The organism is Arthrobacter sp. NPDC093139, from assembly GCF_044754165.1.
Lineage (GTDB): Bacteria > Actinomycetota > Actinomycetes > Actinomycetales > Micrococcaceae > Arthrobacter.
The window spans coordinates 130,804-152,821 of sequence record NZ_JBIVOO010000011.1 but is presented as its reverse complement, the minus strand read 5'-3'; the positions used below and the strand labels follow the sequence as shown (position 1 = coordinate 152,821).

At 64.4% G+C, this 22,018-nt stretch carries 26 protein-coding genes; 10 read left to right on the top strand and 16 right to left on the bottom strand.

The genetic code is table 11. The annotated features are described in order from the left end of the window. Positions 1-177 precede the first annotated feature (177 nt). The 6 genes from ACIP90_RS16605 to ACIP90_RS16580 form a co-directional block, all read right to left on the bottom strand. The gene (locus tag ACIP90_RS16605) at positions 178-1,584 is read right to left on the bottom strand and encodes an NAD(P)/FAD-dependent oxidoreductase (protein ID WP_400580656.1); all 1,407 of its coding nucleotides are present in this window, start codon (positions 1,582-1,584) and stop codon (positions 178-180) included. Positions 1,585-1,619: 35 nt separating this feature from the next. Then, complete coding sequence (locus tag ACIP90_RS16600; protein ID WP_400580655.1) at positions 1,620-2,354, bottom strand: SDR family NAD(P)-dependent oxidoreductase; 735 nt, start codon at positions 2,352-2,354, stop codon at positions 1,620-1,622. 87 nt (positions 2,355-2,441) lie between these two features. Then, on the bottom strand, positions 2,442-3,548 hold the full coding sequence (locus tag ACIP90_RS16595; protein WP_400580654.1) for an alanine racemase: 1,107 nt from the start codon (positions 3,546-3,548) through the stop codon (positions 2,442-2,444). A 120-nt stretch (positions 3,549-3,668) separates the two neighbouring features. Beyond that, complete coding sequence (locus ACIP90_RS16590; protein ID WP_400580653.1) at positions 3,669-4,154, bottom strand: RidA family protein; 486 nt, start codon at positions 4,152-4,154, stop codon at positions 3,669-3,671. 17 nt (positions 4,155-4,171) lie between these two features. After that, positions 4,172-4,867: a haloacid dehalogenase type II gene (locus ACIP90_RS16585; protein WP_400580652.1), complete on the bottom strand. Its 696-nt coding sequence runs from the start codon at positions 4,865-4,867 to the stop codon at positions 4,172-4,174. A gap of 375 nt (positions 4,868-5,242) precedes the next feature. Continuing rightward, the gene (locus ACIP90_RS16580; RefSeq protein WP_400580651.1) at positions 5,243-6,292 is read right to left on the bottom strand and encodes an LLM class flavin-dependent oxidoreductase; all 1,050 of its coding nucleotides are present in this window, start codon (positions 6,290-6,292) and stop codon (positions 5,243-5,245) included. A 151-nt stretch (positions 6,293-6,443) separates the two neighbouring features. On the opposite strand from ACIP90_RS16580, the gene ACIP90_RS16575 reads away from it, so the two are divergent. Further along, on the top strand, positions 6,444-7,280 hold the full coding sequence (locus ACIP90_RS16575) for an alpha/beta fold hydrolase (RefSeq protein WP_400580650.1): 837 nt from the start codon (positions 6,444-6,446) through the stop codon (positions 7,278-7,280). 296 nt (positions 7,281-7,576) lie between these two features. After that, the gene (locus tag ACIP90_RS16570; protein WP_400580649.1) at positions 7,577-8,104 is read left to right on the top strand and encodes a hypothetical protein; all 528 of its coding nucleotides are present in this window, start codon (positions 7,577-7,579) and stop codon (positions 8,102-8,104) included. A 131-nt stretch (positions 8,105-8,235) separates the two neighbouring features. Here ACIP90_RS16570 and ACIP90_RS16565 read toward each other — a convergent pair whose 3' ends face one another. The 3 genes from ACIP90_RS16565 to ACIP90_RS16555 form a co-directional block, all read right to left on the bottom strand. Beyond that, positions 8,236-10,341 (bottom strand): Ig-like domain-containing protein, encoded by a 2,106-nt coding sequence (locus ACIP90_RS16565; RefSeq protein WP_400580648.1) that lies wholly within the window; start codon positions 10,339-10,341, stop codon positions 8,236-8,238. Between the two features lie 550 nt (positions 10,342-10,891). After that, positions 10,892-11,290 carry a cupin gene (locus ACIP90_RS16560; RefSeq protein WP_400580647.1) on the bottom strand — a complete coding sequence of 133 codons (399 nt, stop codon included), beginning with the start codon at positions 11,288-11,290 and terminating at the stop codon, positions 10,892-10,894. Between the two features lie 309 nt (positions 11,291-11,599). After that, a complete protein-coding gene (locus ACIP90_RS16555; protein WP_400580646.1) occupies positions 11,600-12,331 on the bottom strand; it encodes a glutamine amidotransferase in 732 nt (243 codons plus the stop codon). 149 nt (positions 12,332-12,480) lie between these two features. On the opposite strand from ACIP90_RS16555, the gene ACIP90_RS16550 reads away from it, so the two are divergent. Then, positions 12,481-12,612, top strand: a complete 132-nt coding sequence (locus tag ACIP90_RS16550; RefSeq protein WP_400580645.1) for a hypothetical protein — start codon at positions 12,481-12,483, stop codon at positions 12,610-12,612. 174 nt (positions 12,613-12,786) lie between these two features. Beyond that, positions 12,787-13,008 (top strand): hypothetical protein, encoded by a 222-nt coding sequence (locus tag ACIP90_RS16545; RefSeq protein WP_400580644.1) that lies wholly within the window; start codon positions 12,787-12,789, stop codon positions 13,006-13,008. A gap of 13 nt (positions 13,009-13,021) precedes the next feature. Here the strand turns inward: ACIP90_RS16545 and ACIP90_RS16540 are convergent, their stop codons facing one another. Then, positions 13,022-13,432: a winged helix-turn-helix transcriptional regulator gene (locus ACIP90_RS16540; protein ID WP_400580643.1), complete on the bottom strand. Its 411-nt coding sequence runs from the start codon at positions 13,430-13,432 to the stop codon at positions 13,022-13,024. Positions 13,433-13,709: 277 nt separating this feature from the next. On the opposite strand from ACIP90_RS16540, the gene ACIP90_RS16535 reads away from it, so the two are divergent. Further along, positions 13,710-14,408, top strand: coding sequence for an FMN-dependent NADH-azoreductase (locus ACIP90_RS16535; protein ID WP_400580642.1), 699 nt, complete (start codon positions 13,710-13,712; stop codon positions 14,406-14,408). Positions 14,409-14,525: 117 nt separating this feature from the next. Here ACIP90_RS16535 and ACIP90_RS16530 read toward each other — a convergent pair whose 3' ends face one another. Beyond that, positions 14,526-14,861, bottom strand: a complete 336-nt coding sequence (locus ACIP90_RS16530) for a hypothetical protein (RefSeq protein ID WP_400580641.1) — start codon at positions 14,859-14,861, stop codon at positions 14,526-14,528. A gap of 137 nt (positions 14,862-14,998) precedes the next feature. On the opposite strand from ACIP90_RS16530, the gene ACIP90_RS16525 reads away from it, so the two are divergent. Beyond that, positions 14,999-15,328, top strand: a complete 330-nt coding sequence (locus ACIP90_RS16525) for a DUF6221 family protein (protein ID WP_400580640.1) — start codon at positions 14,999-15,001, stop codon at positions 15,326-15,328. Here the strand turns inward: ACIP90_RS16525 and ACIP90_RS16520 are convergent. Further along, on the bottom strand, positions 15,325-15,924 hold the full coding sequence (locus ACIP90_RS16520) for a DUF1992 domain-containing protein (protein WP_400580639.1): 600 nt from the start codon (positions 15,922-15,924) through the stop codon (positions 15,325-15,327). The genes ACIP90_RS16525 and ACIP90_RS16520 overlap by 4 nt on opposite strands. A gap of 116 nt (positions 15,925-16,040) precedes the next feature. After that, entirely contained in the window at positions 16,041-16,229 is a 189-nt protein-coding gene (locus ACIP90_RS16515) for a hypothetical protein (protein WP_400580638.1), read from the bottom strand. Positions 16,230-16,797: 568 nt separating this feature from the next. On the opposite strand from ACIP90_RS16515, the gene ACIP90_RS16510 reads away from it, so the two are divergent. Continuing rightward, the gene (locus ACIP90_RS16510) at positions 16,798-17,595 is read left to right on the top strand and encodes a matrixin family metalloprotease (RefSeq protein WP_400580637.1); all 798 of its coding nucleotides are present in this window, start codon (positions 16,798-16,800) and stop codon (positions 17,593-17,595) included. Positions 17,596-17,616: 21 nt separating this feature from the next. On the opposite strand, the gene ACIP90_RS16505 is transcribed toward ACIP90_RS16510, so the two are convergent. Continuing rightward, entirely contained in the window at positions 17,617-17,838 is a 222-nt protein-coding gene (locus ACIP90_RS16505; RefSeq protein WP_400580636.1) for a hypothetical protein, read from the bottom strand. Between the two features lie 582 nt (positions 17,839-18,420). On the opposite strand from ACIP90_RS16505, the gene ACIP90_RS16500 reads away from it, so the two are divergent. Next, positions 18,421-18,708, top strand: a complete 288-nt coding sequence (locus ACIP90_RS16500; protein WP_400580635.1) for a hypothetical protein — start codon at positions 18,421-18,423, stop codon at positions 18,706-18,708. 363 nt (positions 18,709-19,071) lie between these two features. Here the strand turns inward: ACIP90_RS16500 and ACIP90_RS16495 are convergent, their stop codons facing one another. Further along, on the bottom strand, positions 19,072-19,746 hold the full coding sequence (locus ACIP90_RS16495) for a DUF2306 domain-containing protein (RefSeq protein WP_400580634.1): 675 nt from the start codon (positions 19,744-19,746) through the stop codon (positions 19,072-19,074). A 107-nt stretch (positions 19,747-19,853) separates the two neighbouring features. Between ACIP90_RS16495 and ACIP90_RS16490 the strand changes: the two genes are divergently transcribed. Beyond that, positions 19,854-20,564, top strand: a complete 711-nt coding sequence (locus ACIP90_RS16490) for a TetR/AcrR family transcriptional regulator C-terminal domain-containing protein (protein WP_400580633.1) — start codon at positions 19,854-19,856, stop codon at positions 20,562-20,564. 13 nt (positions 20,565-20,577) lie between these two features. On the opposite strand, the gene ACIP90_RS16485 is transcribed toward ACIP90_RS16490, so the two are convergent. After that, positions 20,578-21,369: a ZIP family metal transporter gene (locus ACIP90_RS16485; RefSeq protein ID WP_400580632.1), complete on the bottom strand. Its 792-nt coding sequence runs from the start codon at positions 21,367-21,369 to the stop codon at positions 20,578-20,580. Between the two features lie 368 nt (positions 21,370-21,737). Here ACIP90_RS16485 and ACIP90_RS16480 point away from each other — a divergent pair, with 368 nt between their 5' ends. Next, positions 21,738-21,941 (top strand): hypothetical protein, encoded by a 204-nt coding sequence (locus ACIP90_RS16480; RefSeq protein ID WP_400580631.1) that lies wholly within the window; start codon positions 21,738-21,740, stop codon positions 21,939-21,941. Positions 21,942-22,018: the final 77 nt, after the last annotated feature.

The following is a 22,018-nucleotide window of genomic DNA, read 5'->3' as shown; positions in this document are numbered from 1 at the left end:
GAAATGTCACGGGTGTTCTGCGTCTTGGGAATGTCCCCTCCCTGGCCGGTGGCCGCGCCGCCACAAGCAGTCAGGGCCAGCAGGACAGCAAGCCCGGCGGCCGCAGCCTGGGCCTTATTGATGGTCTTCATAGTGCATCCCTTCGAGGGGGTTCAGGTGAAAGTTTTGCTTGATGGACTATTCGTGGAGTCCGGCGAGTCTGCTGCCGAATTTGGCCAGGAGTGAGGTCTTGGTGGAATCCCTGCGTTCTTCCCATTGGTCCGCGAGTCCGAAGAGCCGGTACATGCCGTGGACACCAAGCCAGCGGATGGGTTCCGGTTCCCACTTCCGTGCGCGGTAGCCGACCCAGGGAAGGGTGGTTCGTTCTGTTTCTTGTTCGAAAGCCAGTTCCGCAAGAGTTCTCCCGCCGACGTAGGCTGCCGTGACGCCGTGTCCTGCGTAGCCGGTGGAAGATCCGATCCCGGAGCGTTTGTCCCAGTGCACGCCGCCGTTCCAGTCACGGGTAACGCCCAGCACTCCCGACCAGGCGTGGTCCACTTCGAACTGGATACCGGGGAAGAAGGAGCGAAGCTTTGTGGAGAGCAGGTCAATGGTGGACTGGGGAGTTGAACCGGTGCCTCCGGTGCCGGAGCCGTAGCGGTAGGGAGCGCCCCGCCCGCCGATGGTGATGCGGCCGTCCGCTGTCCGCTGGGAGTAGATGAAGGTGTGTGCGGAGTCGCTAAGGCACTGCAGACCGTTCCAGCCGATCTGCTGCCAGGCCTCCTCCGACAGCGGCTTGGTCACGATCATCGAGGAATTGATCGGGATCAGGGTCCTGCTGCCAAGCAACTGTCCGGAATACCCCTCGGTGCAGACGAACGTTTTAGCCGCGGCTACGCGTCCGTTGTCCAGAGTGAGGGTCTTGTTCTCGATGCTGCCTACCCGGCTGCCTTCGTAGATGCTCACCCCCATCGAGGTCAGGGTGTCAGCGAGGCCGTAGACGAGTTTCGCCGGGTGCATCCGGGCGCAGTGTTTGTAGAAGAGCCCACCGTGGACGGTGGCAATGTCTATCTGGCTTTGGAACTGGTCCCGGTCGAGCAAGTGGACATCGTCTTCGGTCAGCCCGTACTTCCAGTCGGCATCACGTCTGGTGACCAGCCGGCCCAGTCCCGCCTTGGTGTGGGCAGCGACGAGGGCGCCTCCCTTGTTCTGATCGGCGTTAATGCCCTCGGCCTGAAGGATGTCCAGGACGGAATCGACGCCGGCGACAAACTCCTGCTGCAGTGCCCGGCTGGCGTCGATCCCTCCCCCGGATGCGCGGGCGAAGGTGGCCCGGTTTCCTGGGGGCATTGCTGAGAGCCAGCCACCGTTTCGTCCGGAGGCGCCGTAGCCGATCTGTTCTGCTTCAAAAACCGCGACCTTGAGTGAGGGTTCGAGTTTCTTCGCGAAGTACGCGGCCCACAGGCCGGTGTAGCCGCCACCGATAATTGCCAGGTCTACAGTGTCCTGGCCGGTGAAGCGGGGGTAGGCGGGCCTGCTGGCCGCGAGTCCGGCCATCCAGAAGCCGAGCTCTCCGTTTCGGGGTGTTGCCGCAAGGGCTGTCATGGTTGTCCTTCGTTGTCTGTGAAGCGTTGGGGTGTTCAGGCGGCGGTGTATCCGCCGTCGACGGGCAGGACCGCTCCGGTGATGTAGGACGATTCCGGGGACGCCATGAAAAGGATGGCGTCGGCGATCTCTTCAGGGGTGGCCAGGCGCTGGAGCGGGATCTGGCCCTCACGCTGGGCGCGGTAGGCCTCGGGGTCTTCCCTGCGCTGGAACGATGCCTCAATGACGGGGGTGGCAGTCAGACCCGGTGCGACCACGTTGACGCGGATGTTGCGTGACGCCCATTCGACCGCCGCACCCTTGGCGAGCATGATCAGCCCACCCTTCGCCGCGGAGTACAGGACTTCCTCGGGCTTGCCGACCATTCCCAGCCGGGAGCTGACCAGGACGAACGAGCCACCGGTGGCAGGCATCAGCGGCGCGAAGTGCTTCATCACCAGGAACGAGCTGAGCAGGTTGCTGTGGAGCACGTTCTTCGCGTCCTCGTAGGCCATCTCCGTGAGCGGGCCGCTGACCTGCAGGCCGTGGTTGAGGACGACGACGTCCACCGTGCCGAAGGACTCGGCGGCCTGCCGGGCCAGGCTTTCGACGAACGCCTCGTCGTTAAGGTCTCCCGGGACATATACGTCCTCGGGCTGGGCGCTGTCGAGGTGCTCCCTGCGGCCGGTGAGCAGCAGCCGGGCACCTTCGTTGCGGAAGTGGGAACATACCGCCTGCCCGATTCCGCTGTTGGCACCGGTGACCAGGGCCGTGGTCTTATCAAGTCTCATGTCAGTCACTCCATCGTGAGGTAGGTTGCTTTGCGTTGCAGGCTGGGGGACGGACTTCCCGTCCGGGGCCTGTCAGTGAGGGGTCGGTCAGTTAAGGAATCCGCGGGCGTCAACCGGCCACCGTTCCAGCGCCGAGCCTGTGCTGTCAGTGACGATGTACTCCTCGAAATTAACCACCACCGGGCAGACGTGGTTGGGGACCACCGGAAGCACGGTCCCGACGCCCGGGCGGAACCCGCCGCCAGGCAGCGGGAGGAATCCGTGGTATTCATTGAGCTTGGACAGGACGGCCGGGGTGCCGGCAATGGCGCCGTAGCCGCGCTCAGGGCTGCCTTCGCGGCCGAGGGCTTTGGTGCCGATATCGAGGATCACCTGATCCGGGACCCAGTCGCTGACCACCGTGCCGGCGACGAACAGCGCGATCTGATCCTCGGTGCAGGCGCCGAGCCGGGTGTTGTTCAGGTCGTTGAACACGTATTCACCGGGCCGGATCTCGGTGATGACGCTGTTGGTGGCGAACTCCACGGTGGGTGTGGAGCCGGCGCTGACCACCTCCGGGGTGATCCCGGCCGCGGCGAGGCTGCGCACCGCGATGGTCAGCGCGGCGTCCTGGTCTTCCGCGGCACGCTTGCGGGCGTCCGGGCCGGCACTGCCGTGCCCCGGGTAGGTGAAGACGCCCGCCGGGACCAGGCCGCGCTTGCGGGCGGCCAGAGCCAAGTCGCCCGCGGCCTCGGCAGGAGCCCCGGAACGGCGGGCACCACAGTCGACCTCAATCACGACCTGCAGCCGCTCAGGTTCTGCCCCCATCGCATCGGCGAGAGCATTGATCGCCGCGACGTTATCGACGCCGACCCGCAGCCGGATGGTTTCAGCCAGTTTGCGGATCCGCGGCCCTTTCGTTCCCGAGGGCCAGATCGGGTAGGCGAGGAAGATATCGTCGAACCCGGCCGCGGCGAAGACCTCGGCCTCACCCACATTGCCTGCAGTGATTCCGACCGCCCCCGCCTTCACCTGGCGCCGGCCGATCTCCACGCACTTGTGCGTCTTGACGTGTGGCCGGACGTCCAGATTCTGGCCGGAGGCGAAGGCCTGCATGCGGTCGATGTTCTCCTGCATCACGTCGGCCAGCACGATCGGCGCGGGAGTATCAATCCGATCGACGAGAGCCTCGAGTGCTCGCTGAATGCGGTTCACGATGTACTCCTCATGATTCTGTCTATGAATGATCGAGGGCAGCCGTGCCGGCTTCCTCGAATGCTGAACGTGCGGGACCCGCATCAGCGGGTCCCGCACACCACGCCGTCGTGCCCGTTCCTAAACGGCCGTGCAGACCATCTGGATCTCTACCGGAGTGTTCAGCGGCAGCCCGGCGACACCGATCGCGGTCCGGGCGTGCCGACCGTTCTCGCCCAACACCTCGATGAGCAATTCACTGGCCGCGTTGGCGACCCGCGACTGCAGACCGAAGTCCGGCGCGCTGGCCACGAAGACCAGCATCTGCACAATCCGCACCCGCTCCAGATCGCCCACCGCCTGCACAGCGGCGGCGAGGCAGTTCAGCGCGCAATGGCGCGCGAGCTCCTGCGCCGTCTCAAGCTCGACGTCCCGACCGACGACGCCCTGACCCAGCAGCACACCGTCCTTGAAAGGCAGTTGGCCAGCGATGTGGATGCTGGAGTCCACCGCCCGGTGGTCCACGTAGTACGGGTTATCAGCGAGGACCGGTAGCTCCAGGCCGAGGGCCTCGAGCCGATCCAAAGCCGAAGCGCCCTTTACGGTTTGAGGTAGTGGCAGACTCATCTGTACCCAGGTCTCCCTTAGGAGGCAGCGGGACGCGGCAGGCCGAAGAGGACGGGGAGGTCGGCGATGTCGGTGATCCGCTCGTAGCCGAGCCAGTACTCGTCGTGCTCGAAGCCGCGGTCGACGTACACCTTGTTCTTGATGCCCAGGATAGCCGCGGATCGCAGGTCGTACATCGGGCTCGCGGAGACGTGCACGAGCTCGTCGGGGGTCACCCCGAGCTTGTTGAACATGTACTCGAACGCGGCGAGGCGCGGCTTGTAGTAGCCCGACTCCTCTGCGGTGATTACGGTCTTGAACGGCGCCTCGAGGTTGGCCGCAAGGCGCTCACCCATCTCGGTGTCGCTGTTGGTGATGATAACCAGCGGGACTTCCTCGGCCAGGCGGTTCAGCGCGGCGGTGACACCCGGGTACGGGGTCCAGGTGGGGACGATGTCGTAGACCGCCTTGGCATCGGACTCGCGGTACTCCAGGCCCAGGCGGCGCGAGGCGCGCTCCATGGAGTTGGCGATGATCTGGTGGAAGGGCTTGTAGTCGCCCATGCACTCGTCGATGCGGTACGCCTTGGTTGCCTGCAGGTACGCGTCAGCGATCTCGGCCGGCAGCCGGTCGCCCAGGACCTCACGGGTGGCGTCGGCGATAGCGAACTTGATCAGCGTTCCGTTCATGTCGAACGTTACGAACTTCGGCTTGGTTTCGAATTCGAATGCCATTGTTTCCTCCGGTTGTCGGTTTGGGATGGGTATTGCTTGTCGATTGTCGACGACATGAGCGGGAAGGGATTCCGTTGCCCGGTCGAGACTGGAAATATTCCGATCCGCCGCTTTTTGATTCTCTCTGAATCTAAATCGCTGGCAGTCAATTGTCAACAGTTTTATTGAGATCTGTCCTAGATGGACCGGCGTGAAAACCGCGCGTCCCTCCAGTTCCGGGATCTGTTTTACGGTGCTTGTCGATTGTCGACAATACTCCTGGAGGTTGCTGGCTGTCAACGACCAATCTTCCTGATGTGGCCAGCTGCGGCCACTTGGAACCTCGGGCCGGTCCAACTGGGACCAACTCCCCCGCGTGAAAGCGACCTGGCCCGCCTAGCCGCGCCGCACGCGGGCCCCTGTCGCCTGCCACCCCAGGGCCGGGGCCACGTGCTTGGCGATGGTCTCCAACATTTTCGTGTTGTACGCGACGCCCAGCTGGTTCGGGACGGTGAGCAGCAGGGTGTCCGCGGACTGCACGCCGGCGTCCGCTGCCAAGTCCGCCGCTATGGCGTCCGGTTCGCCGACGTAGCTTTTTCCGAAGCGGGCCAGGACGCCGTCCAGCGCGCCCACCTGGTCCCGGCCCTCGCGCAGTGCACTGAGCCCGAAGTAGCGGCGGTCCTCCTCGTCGGCGAGGGGAAGGACGCTCCGGCTGACCGAAACACGCGGGTCCCGCCGGTGGCCGGCGGCGACCCACGCGTCACGGAACATCGCGATCTGCTCGGCCTGCAGTTCGTCAAAAGGCACCCCTGTGTCCTCTGTCAGCAGCGTGGAGCTCATCAGGTTCATCCCGAGTTCAGCTGCCCAGACAGCGGTGGCGCGGGTTCCGGCGCCCCACCAGATGCGCTCGCCCAGCCCTTCGGACCTCGGCTGGATCGGCAGCAGACCGGTTGCACCACCGGCGTACCGCGGATCCGCTTCCACTACTCCGGCACCCTCCACGGCCCTCCGGAACTCCGCTGCGTGACGGCGCGCCATGTCCGCGTCCGTCTCCCCCTCGCGCGGGACATAGCCGAATGCAGCGGCACCATTCCGCGCCGGCTCGGGTGATCCCCGGCTGATGCCGAGCTGCAACCGTCCGCCGCTGATGAGATCCGTGGCCGCGGCCTCCTCCGCCATGTACAGCGGATTTTCGTACCGCATGTCCACCACGGCGGTGCCCAGTTCGATCCGGCTGGTCCGCGCCGCGACGGCCGCGAGCAGCGGGAACGGCGACGCCTGCTGGCGCGCGAAGTGGTGCACGCGGAAGAACGCTCCATTAACGCCGAGTTCCTCGGCAGCGACCGCCAGGTCAATCCCCTGCAGCAGGGCGTCGCGTGCTGTTCGCGTGCGGGATCCCTGGGCGGGTCCCCAGTGACCAAATGACAGGAAGCCGATACGTTTCATGCCTCCTCCAACGTTCCCACGGGCACGGCCATTCCTCCGGGAACAGCCGTCCCCAACAAGCCGCACGTGCATACGGGCCAGGGGCAGGCCGGATAGGTTGGTATCACCGCTTGAGGACGTCCGTTCTCACGAGACCGAAGGGAATGCTGACATGGCTTACATCACCGTTGGACAGGAAAACAGCACCGACATCGAGCTCTACTACGAAGACCACGGGACCGGCCAGGCTGTTGTTCTGATCCACGGCTACCCGCTGGACGGATCCTCCTGGGAGAAGCAGACGGCCGCCCTCCTTGGGGCTGGGTACCGGGTCATTACTTATGACCGCCGCGGGTTCGGGAAATCCAGCAAGCCCACCACCGGCTACGACTACGACACGTTCGCCGCGGACCTCAACACCATCCTCAACAGCCTCGACCTCAGCGACGCCGTGCTGGTCGGCTTCTCCATGGGCACCGGCGAGGTTGCCCGCTACCTCTCAACCTTCGGCTCAGCGCGGGTAGCAAAGGCTGTCTTCCTTGGCTCCCTGGAGCCCTACCTCCTGCAGGCCGAGGACAACCCCACCGGCGTCCCGCAGTCAGTGTTCGACGGCCTGACCGAGGCAGTGACGGCGGACCGCTACGCGTTCTTCACGGAGTTCTTTAAGAACTTCTACAACAGCGACACGCTCCTGGGAACGCCACGACTCAGTGAGGAGTCTGTCAGGGCAAGCTGGAACCTTGCCGCCAGCGCCGGCGCCTTCGCCTCGGTGGCCGCCCAGCCCACCTGGCTCACCGACTTCCGCGCCGACATCCCCAAAATCGATGTTCCCTCGCTGATCGTGCACGGCACTGCGGACAACATCCTTCCCATTGATGCCACCGGCCGGGAGTTCACCAAGGCGCTTCCGGAGGCCGATTATCTGGAGATCGACGGCGCTCCGCATGGCTTGCTGTGGACGCACGCCACTGAGGTCAACGAGGCGCTGCTCACCTTCCTGAACAGGTAGCGCACCCGCTGGAGGGCGACGGCGGGTCGCGCCGTCGCCTTTACCTGCTCCAGACAACTTCTATTGGTTACAATTTCGCCAAAAACAATCGCTCACCTTCACTTACGGGGGTAAACTTTGGAATTACCGGATCCAAGGACTTGCCTTGAAAATGAATCCGACTCCAAGCCCACCTGCTGATGCGGGTGGACGATCATAATGCGGCAGAAGTGGTTGATAGGTCTCCACGTGCCACGTGATCGGCTAGTGCTGCCCGAACTCAGAAAACACGCGCATCGCTAAGCAGGAGCAAGAATATGACCATCACCTCGCCAACCCGGCGCCCCCTAGCAGCCAAGCTCGCGTTGGTCTCGACTGTTTCCCTGGGGCTCGTCGCCGGTCCGGTTGCGTTCGCTGGCCCAGCCAACGCCGCGCCGTCCTATTCCGAACGGGTTAACTGTTGGGTTGAAGCCAAGAAACCGTACCTCCTCAAGGTTCATGACCAGGGTTACCACAAGTTCGCCAGGGTGGATTTCTCCTTCAAGATCAAGTGCGACAAGAACGTCAAGGTGCATTTCCAGCAGTGGATTGTGAAGGAGAAGAAGAACGGCTACGACCGCATCAAGTACCGCGACGGTGACGTTCGGGTCCACAAGAACCATGTCGTACACGAGAACACCAGGGCCAAGGTGGACAAGGACCACAAGGACGACAAGGTAAAGGTACTGCACGTTGTGAAGATCACCTGGGACAAGGACAAGGACAAGGACAAGGGCAAGTGGTCCAAGGGCTCTGACGTTGATAAGAGCAAGACCCTGACAATCCACTTCAAGAAGGGCTACTGACAGACAGTCCTCTTGACGGCCCAACTGTTCCGGCAACCAGGACGAAACGACAGGTAAGCAACAATAACGACAAGTAAGAACGACGGCGGCACTGCAGTGCCGCCGTCGTCCTGCGTTCTCAAGTCCTGGCGCTACAGCGACGCGGTGGTGAAGGTCCAGCTGTACGACGCCAAGTTGTTGCCGGCGAGGTCGCGGATGGCGGCCGGCCCTCCGGTGACGGTGACGGTGTAGCTGGTTTTGGCCGCCAGCGTGGCCGACGGGTTCAGGATCCACTGGTTTGTGGTTCCGTAGCGGGACACCGTCGCGGCCACCGTTACGCCGGTGGCGGTGTTCCTGACAGAGATCGAGGCCGTGCCTGCACCCTGGACGGCTTCGCTGAAGGTCACCGCGATGTTGTTGGCCCGCCGGACCAGGGATGCCCCGGGCCGGGGGGTCATGCCCGTGATGACCGGAGCCGGGCCCGTGGTGAACGTCCAGCTGGTACCCGTCAGAGGAGTGCCTGCGGCGTCCCGGATTGATGCCGTCCCGCCGATCAGCGTGGCCGTGTATTTCGTGTCGTTCAGGAGGTTGGCTGCCGGATCCAGCGTTGCCGTACGGGTGGTTGCGCTGAACGTGACGGCCGCGGGGATGACCTGGCCGCCGGGGCTTTTCAGCACGAAGCTGCTGCCGCTAACCCCCTGGACTGCCGTGCTGAAGGTGGCCGTAACATTGCTTCCGCCGGCAACGCCGGTGCTGCCGGGACCGGGAGTCCGTGCCGTGACAGTTGGGGCCGCCGCTGTGGTGAAGCCCCAGCTCTCCGTGACCAGCGGCGTGCCCACTGCATCGCGGATGGCGGAGGCCCCGCCCGTCAGCGTCGCGGTGTACATCTGCGACGCGGCCAGGACTGACGAAGGACGCAGCGTGGCCGTCAGGAGTGTCGAGTCATAGGTGACGGTGGCAGGAACCACTACACCGGCCTGGTTTTTGAGAACGAAGGTGGAGCCGCTGACGCCCTGAACCGCCCTGCTGAACGTGGCAGTCACGGGACTGGCAACGGTGGTTCCGGTGGCACCGGCCGCAGGCGTACGGCCCGAGACTGTGGGTGCTGTGAGCGCACCTGCGGACGGATCGAGGTACAGCAGTCGGTTCGGGGTGCCTGCACCGGCAGCCGCGATAACTGCGGGCGTTGCGCCGGTCAGGAGTCGGGATGCCACCGCTGCCGGGGTCAGTTCCGGGGAGCGCGAGAGAACGGCGGCCGCCGCGCCGGCCACGTGCGGAGTGGCCATGGACGTCCCGTTCATGGAGGCAGTGGCGGTGGTCGAGGCGATGCCGGCTGATTTGATGGCCACACCCGGCGCGTACAGGTCAACGCAGGCGCCAAAGTTGGAAAAGGTCGCCTGGCGGTCCGAGGCGTCACTGGCGGCCACCGTCAGCGCAGCGGGCACCCGGGCCGGGGAGCTGTTGCAGGAGTCGACGGCGGAATTGCCCGCCGCAGCGGCCACCGTGACGCCATCATTGATCAGACCCTGCACCGCCGCGTCCACCATCGCACTGGCGGTGCTGCCAAGGCTAAGGTTCGCCACGGCCGGTGTTCCGGCCTGGTGGTGGGAGGCCACCCATTCGAGCCCCGCGATGACGTCGGAGTTGAAGCCTGAGCCTGCGCAGTCCAGGACGCGCACGGGGATGATCGTGGCGGCCTTGGCTACGCCGTAGGTCTTGCCTGCGACGGTGCCTGCCACGTGCGTTCCATGGCCGTTGCAGTCCCCCGTTCCGCGGCCGTCAGCGACGGCGGTCCATCCCGCGGCAACCCGGCTTCCGAATTCCGCATGAGAAGCCAAGACGCCTGAATCGACCACATAAGCATTCACGCCGGCGCCCGCAGCGGCAGAGGTGTAGGAACCGGAGAGGGGCAGTGCGCGCTGGTCGATGCGGTCCAGCCCCCACGGCGCCGCCTGCTGGGTTTCGGCGGCCTTTACAGGGGCGTCGATTTCGACCGCCGCCACCTGTGCGGAGCGCTTGAGTTCCGCGGCCTGGGCCGGCGTCGCGGTCACCACCGCTCCGCGCAGCGCCTGCGAGAACGTGCGGCGGACGGCGATGTTCTGCGAGCGCAGGTTCCGGGCCTCCCGTGCCATGTCTATCCCGGCCTCGTAACGCACCAGGTAGCGGACGGTGCCCGACTGATCAGCGGCGCCGGAGTTCGAGGTGGAGCCCGCCTGCGGTGTGGCGGCGGTTCCGGCCGAGGTCCCCATGGCGCTCATAGCGAGAGCCGTCAGGAGCAGAGTGGCCAAGGCAGGGCGGGCAGAGAGCGAAGTACGAATTTTGGGCTTCCTTAGAGGAGTGGGTCCGGTGGGAGAGAACCAAAAGGCTGGTAGTTCCAGTGTATTTTCGCGCTTCGTGATGGCGGCCGGAGGTGCCTCAAAGCTTCGGTGATCCTCGGAATCCTGGGATCAAACCGGGGAAAATCAGGGTCAATCCTGCGCTTTGGCCGCCAGCGGCTGTTCGCCCCGCGGCGTGCTCCTGCCGGCCAGAGCAGTTGTTGCGTTTGACGGTGGCGTAGAGGGCCAGGCGCATGCCGGCCACTCCGTCGTTGGACCGGCCGCTTTGCAAACGAAAGAGTGCTGACCGCGAAGGCAACGCAGCACGGACTGCACGGCCCCCCAACAGGCCGAGCAGTCCGTTCCCGGCCCACCCCCAACAGATACAGCCGTTTGCTACAAAACCGACTCTAGGCGCTGCACGGTGGGAAAACCTTGGGGGCCGGCGCCCCCGCTCTTTGGAGCGTGCTGGAGAGTGCTTATCGGCTGACGTTCACATGCGTACGTGCTGTCCGCGGCTCGACGGCCGGCCGAACGATGCCGCACCGAGGAATTCCACGGCGACGAAAGGCTCGGAACCCACCACCCGTTCGTCATGGCCCGGCGGAATCGCGTAGGTGTCGTTGGCGCGGATGATGGTTCTGAGACCGTCCGGCGTGGCGATCTCCAATGTTCCGGAGATGCAGAATCCGAGGTGGTTGTGCTCGCAAAATTCCGTCTGTTCCGTTGGCTTGGAGCTCACGGACCATTGCCAGCCGGGGGCGAGGATCAGCCGGGCGACGGAGTAATCGTTCACGCTCACGAGATCTACCTCCGCCTTGTCCGGATACCTCTTCTTATCCGGAACGTCGAAGGATTTTACGGAGAAAGCTGTAACGAAATTAGCTGTCATGGGACGCTGCCTGGGGACTAGGGTGAGACCTTGAATTGTGGGAGCTCCGGAACGGAGACAAGCTGAGGGACAGTGGGTGCCGCGCCCTTGCTGCAACAGGTCACAGTGTGCGATTCCCCCTCAGCGCACGAATGTTCAACAGATCCATGTTGAAGTAGTACAACCGTAGTCCGAACGGGTACGAAGTCAATGGGCAAAAAGCCCTCCCGCAGCGCGACGCAAGCGGCAAAGCGCGAACGAACACACAAGGCCTGAAAAGGGAGCCGGCGACGGCGGGAAGCACCCGCCGTCGCCGGCTTCCGTCAGCGGCTACCGGCCGTAGATCTTGACGAAGTTCCGCAGGATCTTCATGGGCTCCGTCGCGGTGAACGTCCTGGCCGCGGCCATCAGTTCCTCGGCGGACTCCGGCGGAAAGTACCCGGCGTGGCGGTAGATGTCGATCCTGGTGACAAGGCCTTCGGCGTCCAGTTCGGGGTGGAACTGGGTGGCGTAGAGATTCTGCTTGATCCGGACCATGTGCACCGGGCAGGCCGCCGAGCTCGCCAGCAGCACGGCGTGCGGGGGCAGCACGGTGCACGCTTCCTTGTGGCCTGTGAACGCCGTAAACTCGGCCGGCATGCCGGCGAGCAGAGGATCCTGCAGGCCTTCCGGACTCAGGCTGATGGTCACGCCGCCCAACTGCTCCCCGTAGGTCCGGTCGATCACCGCACCCTGGTGACGGCCAAGCGTGCCGACGCCGTAGCAAGCGCCAAGAAACGGGAAGTCCGCCGCCACGATCCGGTCCAGCAGCGCGGACAATTCGCGCTCCACCCGATGCTGGGCATCAGACTTCGTTTCGGGAGGATCACTCGACGTGAAGGGGCTGCCGCCGACGATGACTCCGGAATAGTCATCGAGCGCAATCTCCGGAAGCGGCCCCTGCTCCATCCTGATCCTTCGCAGCTGGCTGGCATCCAGGCCCCCGTAGCGCAGGTACGCCTCGTACTCATCCTCCGCCGCGGGGTCTTCGGCGCGGGATGCGAGCAGCAGAAAGGGTTTCATGGCTCTACTTCAGCAGCGCGACGCCAGCTTCACAACAGTTGCCCCGGCCAGAGAGATGCGCAGTCCTTGACAGTCCGCGGCTGGCAGGGGCTAGATGAACACAAAGGTGATGTTCACGGCACGGAACGGCAGCAGAAGGAGCGCCCGTCATGAGTGAGAACCTGGAAGGTATGCAGCGGATTCACAGCGAGGCTCCTGCCGAAGGGGATGAAACCGCCGATCCTACCGACATCCGCATGCACTCGCAGGACCCGGCCGAGGGCGCGGATTCATCGGACTAGCCCCTCCAAAATGCGTCGGGATTTCCTGATGCTTCTGATGGGCTGACAGCGTGCCACTACGGATCTAACATGGCCGTAACCCACCGTTAATTTACGGGGACGAGAATTTAGTCTCAGGGTCCAAATGACTGGCCTTGCTACTGGGGGCAGCCACTCGATGAGGAGTCACGAGGCATGAACAGTCACGAAAACGACACATCTGAAACCGTCCGCCAAGCTGTGCGCGGCGATGAGCGGCCCGATCTGAGAAGCGTTCATGTCCGCGAGGACGTGGCGCGGTCAGGCCGTTGCGGCAACGTCCATCTTGCCACTGGACGCATCTGCATCCTGCCTGAACGGCATCAGGGCTCCTGCAACTTCGTGGGTCCGGAGGACGCCGGAGGCCTCACACCCTGACGCCCAGCGGAAGTCATCCCGCGCCCGTGAGGTTATCGCGGTCGTACACCACGCGCGCGTGGGCCACGTCGTCCATGTTGTCCTCGGCCCAGCCCTTCAGCCTGTCAACCACGGCCAGCAGAGAGTGCCCGACGGGGGTCAGCTCATAGTCGGTTCGGACCGGAACCGACGGTGTCACTGTGCGGGACACCAGTCCGTCGCGTTCCAGTGACCGCAGCGTGGATGTCAGCATTTTCTGGCTGGCCCCGGCAACCTGGCGGTGCAGTTCACTGTGCCGCAGCGGTCCACCGGCCAGGGCAAGCATCACCAGAGTGACCCACTTGCTGCTGATCGTTTCGAGGAGCTGGCGCGCCGGGCACAGCCCGAGTCCGCCGTTGTAATCCTGCTGCGCCCTGCGGCGCTTCTGGTCTGCTGTAAGTGTCATGGCCCCCAACCTCCTGTGCTGCCTTCGGGCACCAGCGTAGTCACTCTTCGCGGCAGAATCCTTTCGCCCGTAACAGGTGTCTGCGGCAGCCTGCTGCCGCCAAGAGAAACTTCAGGTACTTCGGGGTTCCTTAGGCAGGTCGAAGTGCGTTCTTCCGTGCCCCGCAGGCTCCCCGAAAGATTGGAACCGGCAGAAAACACCACTACCCCAGCACGCGCCTTGAGCGGACGGCCAACGAGTCCGGACGCAGCAGGCCGTGCCGAGAAGGACAAGCGCTATGGCCACCATTCTCCACGTCAACGCTTCCCCGCGCGGGTCCCGCAGCGATTCACTGCGGCTGGCCCACCACTTCATCGCCGCTGTGCAGGACTCCGCCGGCGATGGTTTTGACATTGAAACGCTCAATCTGTTCGACCCCGGCGCCCTCCCTGCCTTCGGCCAGGCCGCTGCTGCCGCCAAAATGGCTGTTTTCTCGGGCCTCGATCAGACACCGGACCAAATCCAGGCCTGGGAGGACGCACGTGCCGTGTTCGACCAGTTTGCCGCCGCAGATGCCTACGTCTTCAACATCCCCATGTGGAACGCCGGCGTGCCATACGCACTCAAGCAGTGGGTCGACATCGTCACACAGCCAGGATGGAGTTTTGGCTTCGACCCCGGCGCCGGCTACTTTGGCCTCCTCAAGGAGAAAAGGGCCGTGGCCATTCACACCAGCGGCGTGTATGCCCCGGGGTTGCCCCCTGCATTCGGTTCCGATTTCAGCAGCCCGTTCTTCACCGACTGGCTGAACTTTGTGGGCATCACGGACACCACACACGTGCGCATGGCACCAAGCGCGACGAACACCGACCTCGACGGTGCCCGTCATGCCGCTGAAGTCGAGCTGAAAGAGCTGGCGGGAACCTTTGCCGTCCACCTCAGGGCAGGAGAGGCCAGGGCCGGGGATCTGCAGCTGGCAGGCGACCGGGCCGGGTAGGCGACGGGCTCTGGTAGGCGGCTAGGCAGTCCTCCGGCGCAGCAGCCGCCGCGCGGGAGGACTGCCCGGACCTCCGGTCCAATCCGTAACATGCCGGACTCGGCCCTCGGGCGTGCCCTAAGACGCGGGTTCACCTGCCAGGTCAGCCGCCGCCGAGAGCGTCCAGCGCTCTCCGTCCGGCTCATGGCTGATCACCATCGCCGGGCCGATGGCACTGGCCGCATCTATTGCCGTCAGCAGCGCATCCTGCATTTGCTGGGCGTGGTCGAGCCGTTGCGCCAAGGTACCCGGGAGGTCGCTGTTGTCGATCAGCACGTGGCCCTTTCCATCGACCACTACCTTCAACGAGTAACCCGATTCCTCGTGGACGGACCCACGGGCGGACGCGATTTCGGTAATTTGGTCTGCCCGTACCAAACTGTGGCTGATCGTGCGAAGCCACACGCCACCCATTGGAACTCCTTTGCTCGCGCTTGCGGAAGGAATTGTCCCCCAGTGAAACCGTAGCCCGTGAGAGCCCGGTTGTAAGCCCCCAATCACTGATTGACCAGAGGGGCGCCACCTTACCGGGCGGGGCGTACCCTCGGACTGTGGACATTGTCGAATTCCTGTCCGCGCGCATCACCGAGGATGAGGCCGCGGCCCGGAAGCTTCTCAGTGACAAGACCCTTTCGAAATCGGGGCAGTGGTACGAGCAGCGCCTGCTAACGGAGTGCGCGGCGAAGCGCAGGATTATCAGCATCGTCGAGGCCGCCCGGCAGACAGCGCTCGCCACGCTGCTCAGCAACCCCTACGGGGAGGGAACCCAATGGATTCCTGAGGCGCTGGAATGGACCACTCTGTCCCTGAACGCCCTGGCGCTGCCCTATGCGGAACATCCTGACTTCGAGCCGGACTGGCTGGCCAGCGACCAGGCCTAGGAGGAACCCGTCCAGAGACGCCGCCACCACGGCCGCTTGGGTGGTTCCGGCCCCGGCGATGCCGCTGGGGCGGCAGCACGCCTCCGCTCCTGCCAACGCTGGACTTCGACGTCCGGATCACGGGTCTTGGTGACAACCGGCGGGCCGCCCTGAAGCTGGCGCCGTGCATCAATGACGCGGGCGTTGAAATCTTCAACGATGTCGCGCACCTGTTTCTCCGAGAACTGGGAATCCAGCCGTGCGTCCAGCTCCGCGTCTTCGCTTCTGAGGAGAATTGCTTTGGGGCCAATCCCCGTGAGGTGCTCACGCTGGATCAGGCCCTTGACCCACCAGTCCGGATCGTAGCCCTCCCCCAGGCCTGGAATCGGTTTGCCGGCGTACTTCAAATTGTCGAACTTGCCCTGGGCCATGGCGTCCCGAATAAGGTATTCAACCCTGGCAGCATCGGAGACCTTCTTGCGTTTTTGCCGTTCCTCCTCCTCGGCGGCATTCAGCTCGGCCTCTTCCTCGGCGGTGATTCCGGCACCGCGAACGGCACGCAGCTCAGCCAGACGTTCCATCCTGCGAGTGAAGTCGCCGGCTCCCCCGTCGCCCATAGTTATCCACCGCCTTCGGCCCGGAGTTTTTGCCCAGGCTTCCAGTATTCCGACGTGCCGCGCGCCTTTCAACGGCATTCGGGGCAGACCACCCGCCGCCGGCGGTGTCCGTCCCCCTACATGGGATCAGGCCAGTTTCCGATTGCCTCACGGACCAGCGGGGCGCCCGTCGCGTCGCCGGCCACCTGCCTGCTTTTGCCGGCCGGACCGCCGGCGGGTGGCGCAGAGGGCGTCGGCGGAACGACATTGTTTTCGGCGTCGGCATCGTCAAGGGTGGCTGGAACCTCGGCCCTCGGATTTTTCATGGTCGGATCGATCCCTCCGGCAGTTTCGGTAGCGGCTCCCAGCCCGGCGCGTGCAGACCCACCATCGTGTTCCTGCACACGCTCGACCACCTCATGCCTACACAGTAGGGTTGCAGCGCAACCCCGTAACCCGTAGCGGGTACGCGATTATTCAGGCGGGCGGCTACCTGCCCACGTAGGTCCACGGACCCGGCGGAGGCAGAGCCCATTCGGCGGGGTGCCGCCCGGCGAGCGGACGATGGCGGGGCCGCCCGCCGTCGTCCTCTTGCCTCAGATTCGCCGGAACCCCACGGAACTTCGATAATCCTGCGGCGTCCCTGCGGATTCCCTGAGCAGCCGAGGTTAGAGTGGCTCAGCGCACTGGGCGCCAACCACATTCCATTGGGGGAACCATGCTTGATAACCGGCATTTCCGGCCGCGCCCTGACGCCGGCAGGCACTAGAACAGATGCAGCGTCCAGACTCTGCCCCATACGAAGCCCCGGGGCAAAACGTGTATGGCCCGCCGGTCCCCCACCCTGGAGGGAGCGGCACAGGAAGCATCGGCACAGCAGGGATTGGCACTGGAGTGATCCGCCCCTGGCGCCGGTATCTTGCCATCAGCGCCAGCCTGGTTCTGCTCGCGGGCCTGTACTTCACCCCTGCGCTGTTTGACCGCTACGTGCTTCCGGCCGTGCTCCCCTACCTCCTGGGGGCTCCGGTGCCACCTGCGGGCGTTGAGGCCGCGGACACTCCGCTGGGGCATCCCCCTGCCAGCACCGGTTCGGGTGCCTATAAGCTGCAAGAGTCGCCGAATGCAGGCCAGGCCTACGCTGCCTATGATCCCTGCCGTCCCGTCCACTATGTGGTCCGGCCGGACAACGCCCCTTCCGGGTCAGACTCGCTGATTCGGGAGGCCGTCGCCGAGGTTTCAGCCGCGACAGGCCTGCGCTTCGTGTACGACGGCACCACCGCCGAGGCCCCCAGTCCGGAACGGGAGCCGTACCAGCCTGACCTGTACGGCAAACGGTGGGCTCCCGTGCTGATCGCCTGGTCCACGCCGCAGGAGAGCCCGGATCTGGCCGGTGACGTGGACGGGCTCGGGGGCAGTGCATATGCGTACGCTCCCGATCGCCCCTACGTCCTGGTCGCCGGCCAGGTGGAGCTCGATGCGCCTGATTTCGTGGAAATGCTGCGGTGGCCGGATGGTTCCGAGTATGCACGCGCCGTCATCATGCACGAACTGGCCCACGTTGTGGGGCTCGACCACGTGGATGATCCCACCCAGTTGATGAATCCGGAGGGTACGGGCGTCACGGAGTTCGCGGACGGCGACCGGGCAGGCCTGGCACTGCTGGGCCGCGGGCCGTGCGTTCCCGAGCTGTGACGGGGGCCGGCGGGCAGGCCCCTACATGTGCTCTGTCCGGGCTTCCTCGTCCGGCACGTCGGGTTCTTCGCTGCGGTCCAGGACCTGCCACACAATGACCGATGCCGTCACCGCGGCGGCCAGAATACCGAGGACCAGCCACGCGGTCCTCGCAGCCCGTCCGCCGGATCGGAGTTGCTGCTCCGCACGGTTCAAAGCCTCCCGAGCGTGAACCCTCCCAGCAGCCCTGTTCAATCTACTCATCTCCGCCTTCCCGGACTCCGTTTGTTAGGTGCCCAAGCCTACTGGGCACCGGAAAATACCCAAATAATAACCGGAACGGGAGTGCTGAGCCGCAGACTACGTAACCATGCTTGTACTCATCGGGTTCAAGACAGTGGTGCGTCCCATGCCTGGACGGTTAGGGACGTGCCCGGTGCCGGGGCCGTCTAAGGGACTGCGGGGCAACGGTGAGGGCTCCGGCGTTCACCCTTGTCGGCCGCTCCCTGCGGTGCTATAAAAACTTGTATCAGCGGGCATGCATCGGATCAATGGTGATCACAGGAGGTGTGTGATGTTGATGATCAGGGGCCGCGCAAAGCTTCACACGATTGTTTCCAGGCGAAGGAGAATCACCGACAACAGATCCACGCCTTAACAGACCGGGACGGGATGCCGGAACACGCTAACGCTGCCTCTAGGGGCGGTTAGCTTCCGCTACGCCACAGCGCCTTGTAGCGCATTTTGCAGCAGCAGCGCGCGGCCCCTCCCGCAAAGTGGTCCCCGGCCGTGCAAACGGTCGGGGACCGCGCTACCCAGGGCAGCAGAGGGAGTCTGCGGCACACCATGGAGCCACGACCGTGGCTGTTGATGGGATTCCAGATGGATCAGGCGTCGATTGTTGGTTTTGCCCTTACTTACATCTTTACGATGGCTGGCGTATTCATCATGTTCTTACCGGCCATTTTCGTCTTCGCAATACTGCTGGTGCTGGCCGGAATACTGCGTCTGGTTGGCTTCCTATTGACCGTGGCAGCGATAAGGCCGCTGATAAGGCTGGGGCGGCACATCAGGAAATCCCTGCAGGAATTCTGGGCGAGATCCCACGGCCCCACTCGGCTGTTGCCGCACTGACTCCCCCGTCAGACCTGCCCGCGGTCAGACCTGCGCGGAGTTGTGCCACCAGCCTTCCCAGGCAGCGGAGGTCAGTTGACCTTGCGGGAAATCAACGGAGGAATCGGCCCCGCCGAATTGGGAATTTCCATCATTCTGCCGGGAACTGAAAGACTGCCCCAAGATATTCCAAAGCATGGCTTTTTCCTTTCGATGCGTCCAGCGACTCACATTTTTGAATGTGTGAATTAGCGTAACGGGGCCATGTTTCATGGCAGCGACTGAACGTTTCGGTTTTGTATCCAGATGCTCACCCCAACCGCAAGAGCACGACGGCGGGAACCTCCCGCCGTGGTACGCTTCCGCGTGTCCTCGCTGGCGGACTCAAGCGAGCCTCTGCGAGCGCCGGTGGATGAAATACTCAGCCACGGCAAGGTTGATAACCCAGGCCGACCCCAGAAGCCCCGCCCTGGTCAGTTCGTCGGGTGGGCCGATCAGAAGAAGCCAGGGGATGGACACCAGCGCTTGGGTTCCAGCGGCGATTCCGATGGCGTAGCCGCGGGCCATCCACGCACTGTGCCGGACAAAGTCCCGGCGCAGCACGGCGAGCATCCCCAGAACGATACTCACCGCCATGGCCGAACCGAAGACCAGCCGGAGGACGAGGAGAACGTCGCCGTCGCCTTCCGGAAGGTCGTAGAAGACCGCCATCCACAGCCCTGAGAGCGCGACGAGCAGGCCGGCCGGCACCAGTATGCGGCCGGCGAGGCGGTGCCAGCTGAACCTGCCGCGCCTCCCCCTGCGAAGCCCCGGTACGAACTGGAACGCCCCGAGCAGGCTGTACACGATGGCCGCAGGGATGTGGATCAGCACAGGCAGCGGCGAGTCGAAGAACCTGGCGTTCTCCGGGGTGACCTCGGCGCCGCCCGTCAGCTGGGCAAGGCGCAGGGTCCCGAAGATCACCGGGATAAGGCTCAAAACGATGAGGCCTGCGGGAACGGGCCACTGGGCCCGGGAGCGCCGGACGGGAATGGCGGGGGTGGCGGTTACCGCTGGCATGGTGCGTCCTTCGACTTGCGGGTGTACGGCGTACACCTCCGATGCTTCGAAGGTAAGTGTACGCTGTACACTTGTCAAGGGGAGATGACCACACGGAAGGGCTGACCATGATTCAGCAACGTGAGGTGACGCGGCGGGCGCCCTTGAACAGGGGCCGTGTCCTCACTGCGGCCGTTGCGCTTGCGGATGACGCCGGAATCGAGTCGCTAAGCATGAGGCGGCTCGCCCAGGAGCTCGGCGTCGTGCCGATGGCGCTCTACAAACACGTGGCGAACAAGGAAGAGCTTCTCGACGGGATGGTCGAAGCCATCATCGGCGAGATTGATCCTCCAGCCGGCGGGGCAGACTGGAAGAACGCCGTCCGGCTGCAGGTGCTTTCGGCGAGGCGTGCGCTCCTGCGGCACCCGTGGGCCCGTCCGGTGCTCGAATCCCGCACCAACAAGACCCCGGCAGTCCTTGACTATATGGACTCGTTCGTCGGAATGTTCCTTGCCGGTGGCTTCTCGGCCGATCTAACCCACCATGTCATGCACGCCCTCGGCAGCCGAATCTGGGGATTCACGCAGGAACTGTTCGACCACCCTAACGGCCGGACCGTTGAAGCCGACGTACCTGAGGAAGCGCGTGCCGCCATGTTCCGGCAGATGGCGGCACGGTATCCGAACATAGCGGCGATCGCCACCACTGCGGCACACGACGAGGGCTCGGTGGTCGGGACGGGCTGTGACGACCAGTTCGAGTTCGAGTTCGCCCTCGACCTCCTCCTTGAGGGTTTCGAGCGGCTGAACAGGCAGGGCTGGACTTCAAGACGCGCCTAGGACGAATGCGGGATCAGGCGAGGGAGAGCACAAACGAGAGTACAAAGCCGGCGGCGGTACTGAGGGCCACGGCGGGCCCGCCGTGCTCGTAGGCCTCGGGCATCAGCGTGTCGGCGAGCGAGGCAATGACGGCCCCTGCGGCGAAGGCCAGCGGCAGGGAAATCGTCTCCGGATCAGTGCCGGACAAGGGCCCCGCGCCCAGCACCACGGCAGCCACGAGCAGCACGGCACAGACGGTCCAGAGCCCTATGGTGGCTCCACCAGACCGGCCCTGGCTGCGCATGGACGATGCGCCGACCAGTGCCTCCGGAAAATTGGAGACGAAGATTGCGGCGAGCAGCGCCAGCCCGCCGGTCCCCTCGCCCAGCGATACGCCCAAGGCGATATTCTCCGGAACTCCATCCAGCGTTACGGCGGCCAGCAGCGCCATGCCGGCTGCGCCACGCGTGGACACAGCGCTAGGCGCCTTATCGGCGGCGGCCGCATCAGTGTCCAGCTTGGGGCTGCCCCGGAACTCATCGGCTGGTGTGGGCCGGGCGCCCGGCTGCGCCCAGCGGTCAAGCAGCGCACTCAAGGCGGTGAAAACGGCGGCACCCACAAGCAGGCCCAGCGCGGCCCGCATAATTCCGCCCCGCTGGTATGCATCCTCGAAAAGCTCGAAACTCAGCGCGGTGATCAGCGCCCCGGCGGCGAAGGAGAGGAGGATCGCGAGGAGACGCTTCGGCAGCTCAAAACGGACACCAATAAGAGCGCCCGCAACCAGGGCGCTCGAAGCCACCACGCCGAAAAGCAGCGACATCCCCACACGGACAGCATAGGAGCGGCCACCACAGAGGGGAAGAGCTATCGGTGTCCTGGTGCAGGCACGGACAGAAACCCGGCGTGTGAGCAGACTCACGCGCCGTCAGCTTGAGACGGCGGTGCCGCGCCGGGCATCATGGAACGGACAGCCGGGCACACGATTTCCCGTCCGGCGGGGCCCTGAGGTTCATGCTGACGCGTAGATATCAGTGGCTGAGAAGCACAGCTATACCCAACCTGGTGGACGCAACGAGGCCAAACCAGTGAGCTCACCTGAGCCTCACCAAGGTCTCCGATCGTTCACGGATTGACCGCTCCGGGCTTCGCGCCGACGCAAAGCCCATGACCGATATACGAATGAGGCACCGAATAATGACGTTCGAAACCACTGACTCCGTAACGCTGAAGATCTGGGACCGGTCCGCAATCGACCACACACTGGACACCGTCGTGCAGGACCTTTCCGCCAGGGCGAATGCCCCCAAGCACAGCATTGCCGTGACCTGCAGCGGGCCCAACACCTTCACGGTCAGCCTGAACCGCAGCGCCCCGACCTTCGAGGACGTTACGCGCTAGAACGCAGCAGAAAAGAACGACGGCGGGAGTTTCCCGCCGTCGTTTTTTCACGTTCCCTGAAGTCGGCCAGAGCGCGG